This is a genomic window from Rhizobium sophoriradicis, from assembly GCF_025200795.1.
Taxonomy (GTDB): domain Bacteria; phylum Pseudomonadota; class Alphaproteobacteria; order Rhizobiales; family Rhizobiaceae; genus Rhizobium; species Rhizobium sophoriradicis.
This window is the reverse complement of sequence record NZ_CP104152.1, coordinates 1139408-1152623: the sequence shown is the minus strand read 5'-3', so window position 1 is coordinate 1152623 and position 13216 is coordinate 1139408. Positions and strand designations below refer to the sequence as shown.

Below are 13216 nucleotides of genomic sequence, written 5' to 3'. Positions count from 1 at the left end.
TAATAAATCATACTTTTCACAGGTTCGAGCGAAACACCCATGTCTCCCATCAATCTCGCCATCGTCGGCGTCGGCAAGATCGTCCGCGACCAGCACCTCCCCTCCATCGCCAAGAACGCCGATTTCAAACTCGTCGCCACCGCCAGCCGCCACGGCACGGTCGAGGGCATCAACAGCTATACGACGATCGAGGCGATGCTCGACGCCAAGCCTTCGATCGATGCGGTTTCGCTCTGCATGCCGCCGCAATATCGCTACGAGGCCGCCTATAAGGCGCTCGTCGCCGGCAAACACGTCTTCCTGGAAAAGCCGCCCGGTGCGACGCTGAGCGAAGTCGCCGACCTCGAGGCGCTTGCCGCAAAGCAGGGCACGTCGCTGTTTGCCAGCTGGCATTCGCGCTATGCGCCGGCGGTCGAAGCCGCCAAGGAGTTTCTTGCTTCGACGACGATCGAGAGCGTGCATGTGATCTGGAAGGAAGACGTCCGCCACTGGCATCCGAACCAGGAATGGATCTGGCAGGCCGGTGGTCTCGGCGTTTTCGATCCCGGCATCAATGCGCTGTCGATCGTCACCCACATCCTGCCGCGGCCGATCTTCATCACCGAGGCCGTGCTCGAATTCCCCGAAAACCGCGATGCGCCGATCGCCGCCGACATTCATTTCCGCAATGCCGACGGCCTGCCGGTTCGAGCTGAATTCGACTGGCGCCAGACCGGCAAGCAGAGCTGGGACATTGTCGCCGAAACGGCGGCCGGTCAGATGGTGCTTGCCGAAGGCGGCGCCAAGCTTTCGATTAACGGCACGCTGACATTCGCCGAGCCGGAGCAGGAATATCCCTCGCTCTACCGTCGCTTTGCCGAAATCATCAAGACCGGCAAATCGGATGTCGATCTGGCGCCGCTGCGCCATGTCGCCGACGCCTTCATGCTCGGCAAACGGAAATTCGTCGAAGCCTTCCACGATTGAGCCACTTGGCGGTCCTTGCCTGTTTCAGCCCGACGGCAAGGACCGCCCCGAAGGCTCTTAGGCCTTCTTCTCCCACCGCCCTTCCGGCGTCTGCTGCCAGTAGGTGAGGTTATGCCCCTCGCCTTTCAGCCTCTTCCATTGCGCGCGCGCCGCTTCCAGTTGCTCCTGATCGTGACCGTCGAACATGAAGACGATGCGCTCGTAAGAGTCTGCCGGCGGCGGCTCGGCGCCGTCGACGATGAAACGCACCGTGGCCGCATTGGCGTTGTCAGGTGTGACCGTCAAAAGCACCGGCTGGTTCTCGGCGAAATCGGCCTCGTCGGTGCCGTGCGGCAGGAAGGTCTCCTCGCGGAACGTCCAAAGATGCGCATCGAGAGCATCGCGCCGCGCCGGCTCACGCGTCTGCACGGCGACGCGCCAGCCGCGCTCGACGCTTTTGTCGATAAGCGGCGGAAGCGCGTCTTCCAGCTTGGTTTCGGTCAGATGATAGAAGAGAATGTCGGTCATCAGGATTCATAATGGGCGCGGACAAGTTCGTCGAGCAGGCGCACGCCGAAACCGGAACCCCACGACTGGTTGATCTCGTCTTGCGGCGAGCCCATCGCCGTGCCGGCAATATCGAGATGGGCCCAGGGTGTCTCCTGCACGAAACGCTTGAGGAAATGCGCGGCGGTGATCGAGCCGGCCTGCCGGCCACCGGTGTTCTTCATGTCGGCGAACTTGCTGTCGATCAGCTTGTCGTAATCCTTGCCGAGCGGCATGCGCCAGAGTTTCTCATTTGTGGAAAGGCCGGCTGCCGTCAGCTGGGCGGAAAGCTGGTCGTCATTTGAGAACAGACCCGCATGCACATTGCCGAGCGCCACGACGATCGCGCCGGTCAGGGTGGCGAGATTGATCATGAATTGCGGCTTGAAGCGATCGTTGCAATACCAGAGCGCATCGCAGAGCACGAGGCGGCCCTCGGCATCGGTATTGATCACCTCGATCGTTTGGCCGGACATAGAGGTGACGATATCGCCGGGACGCTGGGCGTTGCCGTCAGGCATGTTCTCGACCAGGCCGATGATGCCAACGGCGTTGACGGCGGCCTTGCGGGAGGCGAGCACATGCATGAGCCCGGTCACGGCTGCGGCGCCGCCCATATCGCCCTTCATGTCCTCCATCCCGGCGGCCGGCTTGATCGAAATGCCGCCGGTGTCGAAGACGACGCCCTTGCCGATGAAGGCGATCGGACGATCCTTGCCCTTGCCGCCCTTCCACTGCATGACCGCCAGGCGTGGCGGGCGCACCGAACCTTGGGCGACGCCGAGCAAGGCGCCCATGCCGAGACGGCGCATTTCCTTCTCGGTCAGGATCTCCACCTCGACGCCGAGCATTTCCAGCTCCTTTGCCCTGGCGGCGAATTCGACAGGTCCGAGTGCGTTCGGCGGTTCGTTTACGAGGTCACGGGCGAGATTGACGCCGCCGGCTATCGCTTCGGAAGCGGAAAACGCCTTCTTGGCGCCGGTCGCATCGGCGGTGACGATCGTCACCTTGACGGATTTCGTCGGCTTCTCCTCATCGTCATTCTTCTTTGTCTTATAGGAATCGAAGCTGTAGGCGCGTAGCAGCATGCCGAGCGCAAAATCGGCGGCGGCGCGCGCGTCCGTCGCGACGCCGGGAACGTCGAGGAAGACGGCCGCCCTGTCTGTATTCTTGATTTTCGATGCCGCAGCGCCGCCGGCCTTCAGCCAGTCATGAGCGGTAAGTTCGGCCGCCTTGCCAAGGCCGAGAACGACGATGCGCTCGACCGGTGCGCCTTCCGGGGCGACGATATCGAGCGCGGCCATGGATTTTCCGGAGAATCGCGCGATCTTCGCAGCCTTGGCGATCACGCCTGCCGGATCGGCCGTTTCAGCGCCGGCGGCGGCGTCGGCCTCCACGGTCTTCAACAGGATCGCCAGCCCACTATTGAGCTTTGCCGACTTCGCGAATGAAATTTCGAACTTTGCTGACATGTCTTCTCCGCTGGGATTCTTGGAAATCCGTCCCTGGCGGATAATTTCGCGTTTGCCGGGTCTGTCAATGGCTTGCGACACTTGTTATGGTCGCCCGCGGCCGTCCAGGCCCACATGTTTCCGTCAGTTTCGTAGATATTCGCGTTGACAGATTTTTCGAAAAATCGATGGCGGAGCCCGGTGATCCGCCTGCCGAAGACGACTTTCGGTGCATTCATGCTGTTGTTCTGGGCGTGGTGGGGGCTGCTGATCGTCTTCCGCGCCTTCCCCGGGATCGACATCTATTTTTCCCAGCTTTTTTTCCTGGAGACCGGTTGTGACGCGACCGCCGCTGCCGGAAGCATCTGCGGCGGTTTTCCCTATCGCGACTCGGGGAACTTCGACCTGCTGCGCACCATCTTCTTCCGCCTCCCCTATGTCGTGGCGATCGTGATGCTGTGGAAATTGATCGAGTGCTACCAGCAGCATGGCGCGACCTTCAATGCCGATCGGGCGCGCAAGCTTAAGGTCGCCTTGGGAACGCTGCTGATCGGCCCGGTGCTGCTGGTCAACGTCGTCCTGAAGGAACATTGGGGCCGGCCGCGGCCGGTGCAGACGGATATTTTCGGCGGCGCCCTGCATTTCGTCGAGGCCGGTTCGCTTGCCGGCAAATGCGTCTCCAACTGCTCCTTTGTCTCCGGCGAGGCGGCGAGCGCCGGTTGGCTGTTCTGCCTGCTGCTCTTCGTTCCGAAATCGCTGCGCTATGCTCTGGTGCCCCCGATCGTCGCCGTCTCCATCCTGACCCCGGCCCTGCGGCTGTCCTTCGGCGCACACTATCTCTCCGATGTCACGCTCGGATGGCTCTCCTCGCTGGTCGTCTTCGCAGCGCTGCTGGCGTTAACTGAGTCGCAACAGCACCAAAAAAATTCTGAAATTTGAATGAATTTTTGACACCTGCTTGTCGCAAAACCGCGACAAAGAGCGTAGAGGGATTCTCCTGCAAGCCGTTTGGGCCTGCAGGTGCTTTCAAGGGCCGGCATGAAACTACTCGAGACATACATATTGCGGCGCGTCAGCCAGATGTTTCTCGTGGCGCTCCTGCCGGTGCTGGCGATCATTTGGACGACACAGGTGCTGCAGCGCATCAACCTCGTCACCGACAGCGGCCAGTCGATCGGTTCGTTCGCCAAACTGGCGACGATGATCCTGCCGTCGATCATTCCTGTCGTGCTGCCCTTCGCGCTTGTCATCGCCATCACCCAGACGCTGACGACGATGAACAACGATTCCGAGCTGACCGTCATCGACGCGGCCGGGGCACGGCGCAGCATTCTGATCCGCCCGATCCTGCTGCTCGCCGCCGTCATCAGCGTCTTTTCCTTCTTCGTCGACAATATCGTCGAGCCGCGGGCAAAGACCGTGGCGCGTCAGATGATCGCCGAGACCTACGCCGATCTTCTCTCCTCGGTCATCGAAGAAAAGACCTTCCGTAAGCTCGACGAGGGTCTCTACGTGCAGATCTCGCAGCGCCTGGCGGGCCGCATGCTGAAGGGCCTGTTCGTCGCCGACGAGCGGGATCCGGCATATGAGCTGATCTATTACGCCAAGGAAGGCGCCGTCGACGATACCGGCACGACGCTGATCATGCATGACGGCGAGGTGCATCGCAAAACGCCCGACGGCAACGTCTCGGTCATCAATTTCGATTCCTATTCCTTCGACCTCTCGGACATGACCGAGAGCCGCGGCCAGGCGACACTGAAAGCCAGCGACCGTGACCTGTGGTTCCTGTTCAATCCGGATCCGAACGACAAAGACTTTACGATCCGGCCGCAGAGCTATCGCGCCGAACTGCATCGGCGGCTGACGGACTGGATCCTGCCCGTCGTCTTTGCCCTGTTTTCGCTGGCAATCGCCGGCGACGCGCGCTCGCACCGCGAAGCGCGGCTGCATCCGATGGTGAGCGCGCTCGGCTATGCCTTCGCGCTGCGATGGGCTGCTTTCTATGCGGCGAACCAGATCGACACCGATCCGGAATATATCGCCGTTCTCTACGCCCTTCCGATCGTCAGCAGCGTCGTCTCGATCATCTTCCTCAGCCTGCACAAGCGACTGGTCATGCCTTCGTTCATAAGGGACCGAATATCGGCTTCCTGGAGACGAACGCAGGAACGACTGCTTGCCGCGACCAGCAGGTCCGGCGGGGGCGCTGCCCAATGATGTTCGGGACATTGTCGCGTTATTTCTTTCGTCGCTACCTGGCGACGACCGCCTGGTTCCTGATCGGTGCGTCGGCAATCGCCTTTCTGCTTGATTTCAGCGAGACGGCGGGGCGCATGTCCGGCCTGCCCGGCTACACGATCGGCGGCGGCATCGTGATGACGGCCGTGCGCCTGCCGCTCATTCTGCAGCAGACAATCCCCTTCGTCGCGCTTTTCGTCGGCATGACGGTTTTGATCGGGCTCAATCGCAAATATGAGCTCGTCGTCACCCGCGCAGCCGGCATCTCGGTCTGGCAGTTCATGTTCCCCTTCGTCGCCGGCTCACTGGCGCTCGGCGTGCTGACGACGACGGCGCTCAACCCGCTTGCCGCCTGGGGACAGCGCCAGGCGCTGCTCGTCGAATCCGACTGGCGCGGCGAAAACGCGGTTCTGCGCAAGGCGCCCCAGATTCCGTGGCTGCGCCAGATCAGCGGCCGGGACGATGTCATCATCGGCGCCCAGACGGTCCAGGAGAACGGAACCAAGCTGGTCGACGCCGTGTTGATCCATTTCGATTCAAGCGGCCGAGTCATTATGAGACAGGATGCCGCCACGGCTAAGTTGGAAGATGGTTACTGGCAGCTTAACGGTGTCGTCGAGCGCAAGCCTGGCGAAATCCCGCTGCGCAAAGCTTCGGTCCAACTTCGCACCAATCTGAAACAGGATTTCGTTCAGGAGCGGCTGACAGCGCCGGAAACAATTGGTTTCTTTGACCTTTCCAACCGCATTGCGGCGGCCAAATCCTTCGGCATCTCGACCAAGGCATTGGAGACGCAATTCAACTCTCTGTTGTCCCAGCCATTGCTGCTGGTGGCCATGACTCTCATTGCTGCAACAGTGTCCCTAAAATTTAGCCGGTTCAACCAATCCCGCTCCGTGATTCTGGGTGGAATCCTGTCAGGCTTCATGCTTTATGTCATCACCGTGCTTGTTAAAGCATTCGGAAGCAGTGGAGTCGTGCCTCCCTTCGTGGCGACCTGGATACCGGTGGTCGTCGCGCTGGCCTTGGGCGCGACTATTTTGCTTCATCAGGAGGACGGCTAGTGGCGGTAGGCGACCGCAAGTATATTAGTAAACAATCGGTTGCCCTGCTTGTCGGTGCGGCTCTATGTTCCTATTTCGGCAGCGTCCCGGCCTCCTACGGCCAGGCCAGCACGCCTGAGCAAAATATCGAGAATAAGATTCCTGAAGGCGCCAAGCTTCTGCTTTCCGCCAATGAACTCGTCTATAACCGTGACGCCGAAATCGTCTCGGCGGTCGGCGGCGTGCAGATCAACTATGGCGGCTACAAGATGGTCGCGCAGAAGGTCGAGTACAATCAGAAGACCGGCCGGATGACTGCGATCGGCAATGTCGAGATGGTCAGTCCGGACGGCAACCGCATCTATGCCGACAACCTTGACGTGACCGACAATTTTGCCGACGGATTCCTAAACTCGCTGCGCATCGAGACCTCCGATAATACGCGTATCGTCGCGGAGAGCGGCGAGCGTGTCGGCGGCACGAAGATGATTCTCAACAAGGGCGTCTACACCGCCTGCCTTCCCTGCGCCGAAGATCCGAAGCGCGCGCCCTTCTGGCAAGTCAAGGCCAAGCGCGTGATCCAGAATGGCGAGACCCATACGATCCGTCTGGAGCGAGCCCGCTTCGAGTTGCTCGGTTACCCGATTGCCTTCGTGCCGTTCATCGAGGTTCCCGACAATACGGTGAAGCGCAAGTCCGGTTTCCTGTTCCCGACAATGAGCCTGTCGCAGAATCTCGGCTTCGGTCTTTCCATTCCTTATTATTACGTGATCTCGCCGAGCATGGATGCGACGGTCACCGCAACCGGCTACACGGCGCAGGGCTTCCTCGTCGAAGGCGAATTCCGCCAACGCTTCGAAAACGGCACGCATATTCTGCGCGTCGCCGGCATCGACCAAGCGAACCCGGGCAATTTCAGCTCCGGTACCAGCGATGCCGAAGCCGAGCAGCGCGGCATGGTGGCGTCGAAGGCAGAGTTCCGCATCAATCCGCGCTGGACGTTCGGCTGGGACGTCATGATGCAGAGCGACAACAATTTCTCGAAGACCTACAAGCTCCGTGGCTTGAGCGGCACGGATCGCACGAACCAGATCTACCTGACTGGGCTCGGCAAGCGGAATTATTTCGACATGCGGGCGTTTTATTTCGACGTCCAGGATGCCGACCGCACGAACACCGCCGAGAAACAGCAGGCGATCGTCTATCCCTCGCTCGATTATCATTATGTAGCGCCTCAGCCGCTTGCAGGCGGCGAGCTTTCCGCGGACGTCAACCTGACGAATATTTCGCGCACACATGACGACTTTTACACTGTCGACGGCTTCGACCGCTTCCGCGGCCTGAAGGGCCAGACGTCGCGCCTGACCGCCGAACTTCAGTGGAAACGCACCTACGTTACGCCGACCGGCCTGGTGATCACGCCGCTTCTGGCCGCGCGCGGCGACGCTTTCGCGCTGAACATGAACGACCCCACAGGTTACGCCGGCAATTACCTTGACGACAATTCCGCCACCCGTTCGATGCTCACCGCCGGGCTGGAGGTGCGTTATCCCATTCTGATGACGACTGATAACAGCACCCATATCCTCGAGCCGATCGCACAGATCTATGCCCGCCCCGACGAGCAACTCGCCGGCCGGCTGCCGAACGAGGATGCTCAGAGCTTCGTCTTCGACGCGACGTCGCTTTTCGATCGCGACAAGTTCTCAGGCTACGACCGTATTGAAGGCGGCACCCGCGCCAATCTCGGCGTCCAGTATACCGGGACTTTCGACAGCGGTTACAAGCTGCACGGCATATTCGGCCAGTCTTACCAGATCGCCGGCCAGAACTCGTTCGCGACCGATGACCTCGTCAATGTCGGCGCGGATTCGGGCCTCGAAACCGACCGCTCCGATTATGTCGGTCTCGGCGGCGTCGAAACGCCATACGGTGTGTCCGTCGCCGCTTCCTACCGTCTCGACGAGAAGGATTTCGAGTTCCGGCGCGGCGACCTGACAACGGCCTACCAGAACGACACCTTCCAGACGCAGGTGACCTACACCCATCTCAGCGCCCAGCCGGCCTACGGCTTCGCCGAGGACAATGACGAGATCCAGACCAGCAGCAGAGTCAAGTTCAAGGACTATTGGTCGATCTTCGGCGGCATCGCCTGGGATCTGAACAATGATGTGATCAGCCGCCGGACGCTCGGCCTTTCCTATGAGGACGAGTGCACGATCTTCACGATCGCCTATACCGACAGCCGGGATTCCGAGGACGAGTCGGCAAGCGACTGGACAATCGGCGCGCGGCTGACGTTCCGCACGCTCGGCGACATCAAGATCGGCTCCGATAGCCTCTCCAACTAGCAGGCGAACGGCGTAAACATGGCTTCAGGTCATTCTTTCGCCGTAAGCCTGTGCAGGACATTGCCGCCAGCCGATATCTGAGGCATAGGGGATTTGCGCCGTGACGGAGGCGATTTCCGCGTGTCTCGCACTGTGGTAAGGACGCCGCGAACAACGTCACGCGGCGCTAATGGGAGGTCAACAGATGATTGACGCGAAAAAAGCCATAACCGCCTTCCTCGCCGGCGCAGCGCTTGCCTTGATGGGCCTTGCCGGCCCGGCGCTGGCAGCAAGCGAAGTCCAGGCCGTGGTGAACGGCACTGCCATCACCAGCGGCGATGTCGCCAAGCGGCAGGCCTTCCTGCGCCTGCAGCATACGAAGGCCGATGCCAAGACCGCCAAGGAGCAGTTGATCGACGAAACGCTCAAGCGGCAGGAGGTCGCCCGCGTCCGCATGTCGGTTTCGCAGCAGGACGTCGATGCGTCTTTCGCGCGCTTTTCGGCCGGCAACAAGCTTTCCGTCGAACAGATGTCGCAAATCCTCGATCGTGCCGGCGTCGGCGTCGACCATTTCAAAGGCTTCATCGCCGTGCAGATGAGCTGGCCGCGTGTCGTCAATGCGCGTTACGGCTCGACCTCGCGGCTGTCGAATTACGATCTCGTCTCGCGCATGATGCAGAACAACAAGCAGAAGCCGGTGACGACGGAATATATGCTGCAGCAGATCATCTTCGTCATCCCGCAAGCCAAGCGCGCCGCCATCACCGGCAAGCGCAAGGGCGAGGCCGAGGCGTCGCGCTCGAAATTCCCCGGTTGCGACCAGTCAAAGGTCTTTGCCGCAACGATGCGCGATGTCGCCGTGCGCGACCTCGGCCGCATGCTCGCTCCCGAGATCCCGCCGGATTGGAAGCCTCTGGTCGAGCAGGCCAAGGGCAACACGACTGGTACCCGCGTCACCGACAAGGGCGTCGAATATCTGGCGATCTGCAGCCAGCGCCAGGTTTCCGACGACCAGGCCGCTGAAATGGTCTTCCGCCAGGAGGATCTCGACAAGTCCAAGGCCGGCAAGAATGGCCCGCCGGAAAACGAGAACAGCAAGAAATACCTGGATGAACTGCGCAAGAAGGCGCAGATCGCCTATCGCTGACCACGATGGCGATACCGTTCTCACGACCGCTTGCGCTGAGCCAGGGCGACCCTGCCGGCATCGGGCCGGATATCACTCTGATGGCTTGGCTCCGGCGGCGTGAACTCGGCCTGCCGCCTTTTTTCCTGATCGGCGATCCCGATGTCCTGGCCTTGCGAGCCCGCCAGCTCAACCTGGCGGTTTCCATCCGTGAGATCGACAGCGCCGACGAATCTACCGGCTCATTTGCCGATGCGCTGCCCGTCATGAGCGTGCCTGTTGGCATTGAGGTCGTGGCGGGTGAGCCGCATGCGGCAACGGCGAAAGGCACGATCGCGGCGATCGAGAAAGCCGTATCGCTTGTCATCGGCGGCGAGGCGCTCGCAGTCGTCACCAATCCGATCGCCAAGGCCGTGCTCTATGAGGCGGGCTTCCGCTTTCCCGGCCATACCGAATTTCTCGCCGATCTCGCCGCCAGAGCAACCGGCCGGCCGGTGAACCCTGTGATGATGCTGTCCGGACCGAAGCTCAGGGCCATTCCCGTCACCATTCACATTCCGCTCCGGGACGTGCCGCAGGCGCTGACGGAGGATTTGGTCATGGAAACCTGCCGGATTGCTCACGGAGATCTGAGGCAGCGCTTCGGTATCGATGCGCCGCGGCTGGCGGTTGCCGGCCTCAATCCGCACGCCGGCGAAACCGGAACGATCGGCAGGGAAGACGAGGATCTCATCCGCCCGGCAATCGAGCGCCTGCGCGACGAGGGTATCGACGCCATTGGCCCCCTGCCCGCCGATACGATGTTTCATGACGAGGCGCGGGCGCGGTACGATGTCGCCATCTGCATGTATCACGATCAGGCCCTGATCCCCGCCAAGGCGCTCGGTTTTGACGACAGCGTCAATGTCACGCTCGGACTTCCCTTCGTGCGCACCTCGCCGGATCACGGCACCGCTTTCGGCATTGCCGGCAAAGGGCTGGCGCGCGAGCAGAGCCTCGTTGCGGCGCTGAAGCTCGCCGCGCAGCTCGGCCGCACTTGGGAAAGCCGCCGCTGATGGCAGCACTCGATGGCCTGCCGCCGCTTCGCGACGTCATCCAGCGTCACGGCCTTGATGCGCGCAAGGCGCTCGGGCAGAACTTCCTGCTGGACCTGAACCTGACGCAGAAGATCGCCCGCACGGCGGGCGGGCTCGAAGGGACCACCGTTTTCGAAGTCGGCCCCGGTCCCGGCGGGCTGACGCGGGCGATCCTGGCGCTCGGCGCCAAAAAGGTGATCGCCATCGAACGGGACACACGCTGCCTGCCGGCGCTTGCCGAGATCGCCGACCACTATCCGGGCCGGTTGGAGGTGATCGAAGGCGATGCGCTGAAAACGGATTTCGAGTCCCTGGCGCCGGAAGGCCCGGTCAAGATCATCGCCAACCTGCCCTATAATGTCGGCACGCAGCTGCTGGTCAACTGGCTGCTGCCGAAGGCCTGGCCGCCGTTCTGGCAGTCGCTGACGCTGATGTTTCAGAAGGAAGTCGGCGAGCGTATCGTCGCCGGCGAGGACGACGACCATTACGGCCGGCTCGGCGTGCTCAGTGGCTGGCGGACCGAGGCGCGCATGGCCTTCGACGTGCCGCCGCAAGCCTTCACGCCGCCGCCGAAAGTGACGTCGACGGTGGTGCATCTGACGCCGCGGGAAAATCCCATCCCCTGCTCCGTCGCCAATCTGGAAAAGGTGACCCAGGCCGCCTTCGGCCAGCGCCGCAAGATGCTGCGCCAGAGCCTGAAGCCGCTCGGCGGCGAGAGCCTGCTCGTCAAGGCCGGGATCGATCCGGCCCGGCGGGCGGAGACCCTGTCCGTCGAGGAATTCTGCCTGTTAGCAAATTGCCTTTAATGCATGTCGCCCGGAAGTGTGCAGCGGTTCCGGGACAACGAAATGCATATAAAAAAGGCCAAAGCGCGTCGCATGAATCAAATTTGATGCGCTTTAAAGCGACGGCGTCTCTTCCAGCAATTCGCGGACGAAATCGAACATGCCGTGGCGGCGGTCGCGGCGCAGGCGTTCGGCCTTGACGATCGACTGGACGGCGTCGAAGGCGGTGTTGAGATCGTCGTTGACGATGACATAGTCATACTCGCGCCAGTGGCTGATCTCGGCACGGCTGTTGGCGAGGCGCGTCTGAATGACTTCCTCGGAATCTTCGGCACGGCGGTGCAGCCGCGATTGGAGTTCCGTCATGGTCGGCGGCAGCACGAAGATCGACACGACGTCGGCCGACATCTTTTCCTGCAACTGCTGGGCGCCCTGCCAATCGATATCGAAGAGCATATCGCGGCCCTCGGCCATGGCTTGCTCGACCGGCTCGCGCGGCGTGCCGTAGAAATTGCCATGCACCTCGGCCCATTCGAGCAGGGCGTCGCTGTCGCGCAGCCGCTCGAACTCGCGCACGCTCTTGAAGTGGTAATGCACACCTTCGACCTCGCTCGGGCGGCGCTGGCGCGTGGTGACGCTGACGGAAAGACCGATATGCTTGTCGGTCTCCAGAAGCGTGCGTGCGATGGTGGACTTGCCGGCGCCGGACGGCGACGAAATGACAAGCATCAGACCGCGGCGGGCGATCTGCACGGGCGAGGATTTCGCCGGTTTCATGTCCTACTCCAAATTCTGGACCTGCTCGCGGAACTGGTCGATCACGACTTTCAGTTCGATGCCGGCGGCAGTAACCGCCGAGGCATTCGACTTCGAGCAGATGGTATTCGATTCGCGGTTAAATTCCTGTGCAAGGAAGTCCAGCCGGCGCCCGGCAGGTCCGCCTTTCACCAGGAGATCACGCGCTGCGGCGACATGCGCCTTCAGGCGGTCGATTTCTTCGCGCAGATCCGCCTTGGTCGCCAGCAGCGCGGCTTCGGCATGCAGCCTGTCGCGGTCGAGAGCGGCCATGCCGTCCATCAGCAAGGCGACCTGTGCCGCGAGCCGGGAGGCGATCTCCTGCGGCGAGCGCGAGGGATCCGTCTCGATCGTTCGCGTCAGGCCCTCGATCGTTGCGACATGATCGAGAAGAATGCGGGAGAGCGCCGCCCCTTCCTGTTCGCGCATCGCCCGGAGGTCGGCAAGCGCGGCCATGAGGCCGGCGGCAATATCGGCATCCCGGGCGGCCAGCGCCTCCTCGCCGTCCTCGCCCTCGCGGAACTCCACGATGCCGCGCACCAGAAGCAGCGTATCGAGCTTCAGCGGCGCCGGATCGATCACGTCCACCAGCTGCTCGCGCATGGCAAGCACGGCGGCAAGCGCTTGCCTGTTCAGCACCGCCTCGAAACGGTTCTCGTCGGCGGTGACCGAGAGCGAAGCCTGCAGGTTGCCGCGGCTGAAACTTTCGCCGGCAAGGCGGCGGACCTCCGCCTCCATGCGTTCAAGACCGGGCGGCAGGCGCAGGCGCAGGTCGAAGCCCTTGCCGTTGACCGAGCGCAATTCCCATGCCCAGCGCCAGCGGCCGCTCGTTCCCTCTCGCCGCGCAAAACCGGTCATGGACTGCAAAGCCATGCGAG

Annotated in this window: 12 protein-coding genes; 8 read left to right on the top strand and 4 right to left on the bottom strand. The window is 61.9% G+C overall.

Annotated features, from left to right (window positions below):
• The first annotated feature begins 39 nt into the window (after window positions 1-39).
• Window positions 40-966, top strand: a complete 927-nt coding sequence (locus tag N2597_RS05720) for a Gfo/Idh/MocA family protein (protein WP_183596904.1) — start codon at window positions 40-42, stop codon at window positions 964-966.
• A gap of 57 nt (window positions 967-1023) precedes the next feature.
• Here the strand turns inward: N2597_RS05720 and N2597_RS05715 are convergent, their stop codons facing one another.
• Together N2597_RS05715 and N2597_RS05710 are read right to left on the bottom strand one after the other, a co-directional pair.
• On the bottom strand, window positions 1024-1473 hold the full coding sequence (locus N2597_RS05715; RefSeq protein WP_009988967.1) for a DNA polymerase III subunit chi: 450 nt from the start codon (window positions 1471-1473) through the stop codon (window positions 1024-1026).
• Window positions 1473-2963, bottom strand: coding sequence for a leucyl aminopeptidase (locus tag N2597_RS05710; protein ID WP_077993205.1), 1491 nt, complete (start codon window positions 2961-2963; stop codon window positions 1473-1475). Before N2597_RS05710 ends, N2597_RS05715 begins: the two co-directional genes overlap by 1 nt.
• A gap of 144 nt (window positions 2964-3107) precedes the next feature.
• Here N2597_RS05710 and N2597_RS05705 point away from each other — a divergent pair, with 144 nt between their 5' ends.
• From N2597_RS05705 to rsmA, 7 genes are all read left to right on the top strand, one after another.
• Complete coding sequence (locus N2597_RS05705; RefSeq protein WP_183596906.1) at window positions 3108-3881, top strand: phosphatase PAP2 family protein; 774 nt, start codon at window positions 3108-3110, stop codon at window positions 3879-3881.
• A 99-nt stretch (window positions 3882-3980) separates the two neighbouring features.
• A complete protein-coding gene (gene lptF, locus N2597_RS05700; protein ID WP_106795387.1) occupies window positions 3981-5162 on the top strand; it encodes an LPS export ABC transporter permease LptF in 1182 nt (393 codons plus the stop codon).
• On the top strand, window positions 5159-6247 hold the full coding sequence (lptG, locus tag N2597_RS05695; RefSeq protein ID WP_009991368.1) for an LPS export ABC transporter permease LptG: 1089 nt from the start codon (window positions 5159-5161) through the stop codon (window positions 6245-6247). Before lptF ends, lptG begins: the two co-directional genes overlap by 4 nt.
• Complete coding sequence (locus N2597_RS05690) at window positions 6247-8577, top strand: LPS-assembly protein LptD (RefSeq protein WP_077993202.1); 2331 nt, start codon at window positions 6247-6249, stop codon at window positions 8575-8577. Before lptG ends, N2597_RS05690 begins: the two co-directional genes overlap by 1 nt.
• A gap of 184 nt (window positions 8578-8761) precedes the next feature.
• Window positions 8762-9703, top strand: a complete 942-nt coding sequence (locus N2597_RS05685; protein WP_009993161.1) for a SurA N-terminal domain-containing protein — start codon at window positions 8762-8764, stop codon at window positions 9701-9703.
• 5 nt (window positions 9704-9708) lie between these two features.
• Window positions 9709-10737, top strand: coding sequence for a 4-hydroxythreonine-4-phosphate dehydrogenase PdxA (gene pdxA, locus N2597_RS05680; protein ID WP_183596908.1), 1029 nt, complete (start codon window positions 9709-9711; stop codon window positions 10735-10737).
• Entirely contained in the window at window positions 10737-11564 is an 828-nt protein-coding gene (gene rsmA, locus N2597_RS05675) for a 16S rRNA (adenine(1518)-N(6)/adenine(1519)-N(6))-dimethyltransferase RsmA (RefSeq protein WP_096762186.1), read from the top strand. Before pdxA ends, rsmA begins: the two co-directional genes overlap by 1 nt.
• Window positions 11565-11657: 93 nt before the next feature.
• Here rsmA and gmk read toward each other — a convergent pair whose 3' ends face one another.
• Both gmk and N2597_RS05665 read right to left on the bottom strand, forming a co-directional pair.
• Complete coding sequence (gmk, locus tag N2597_RS05670) at window positions 11658-12320, bottom strand: guanylate kinase (protein WP_077993199.1); 663 nt, start codon at window positions 12318-12320, stop codon at window positions 11658-11660.
• Window positions 12321-12323: 3 nt separating this feature from the next.
• Window positions 12324-13211, bottom strand: a complete 888-nt coding sequence (locus N2597_RS05665; protein WP_038688007.1) for a YicC/YloC family endoribonuclease — start codon at window positions 13209-13211, stop codon at window positions 12324-12326.
• Window positions 13212-13216 lie beyond the last annotated feature (5 nt).

Coding starts and splice junctions, on each gene's coding strand:
- N2597_RS05720 (WP_183596904.1), top strand. CDS start 40: ATGTCTCCCATCAATCTCGCCATCGTCGGCGTCGGCAAGATCGTCCGC.
- N2597_RS05715 (WP_009988967.1), bottom strand. CDS start 1,473: ATGACCGACATTCTCTTCTATCATCTGACCGAAACCAAGCTGGAAGAC.
- N2597_RS05710 (WP_077993205.1), bottom strand. CDS start 2,963: ATGTCAGCAAAGTTCGAAATTTCATTCGCGAAGTCGGCAAAGCTCAAT.
- lptF (WP_106795387.1), top strand. CDS start 3,981: ATGAAACTACTCGAGACATACATATTGCGGCGCGTCAGCCAGATGTTT.
- lptG (WP_009991368.1), top strand. CDS start 5,159: ATGATGTTCGGGACATTGTCGCGTTATTTCTTTCGTCGCTACCTGGCG.
- N2597_RS05685 (WP_009993161.1), top strand. CDS start 8,762: ATGATTGACGCGAAAAAAGCCATAACCGCCTTCCTCGCCGGCGCAGCG.
- pdxA (WP_183596908.1), top strand. CDS start 9,709: ATGGCGATACCGTTCTCACGACCGCTTGCGCTGAGCCAGGGCGACCCT.
- rsmA (WP_096762186.1), top strand. CDS start 10,737: ATGGCAGCACTCGATGGCCTGCCGCCGCTTCGCGACGTCATCCAGCGT.
- gmk (WP_077993199.1), bottom strand. CDS start 12,320: ATGAAACCGGCGAAATCCTCGCCCGTGCAGATCGCCCGCCGCGGTCTG.
- N2597_RS05665 (WP_038688007.1), bottom strand. CDS start 13,211: ATGGCTTTGCAGTCCATGACCGGTTTTGCGCGGCGAGAGGGAACGAGC.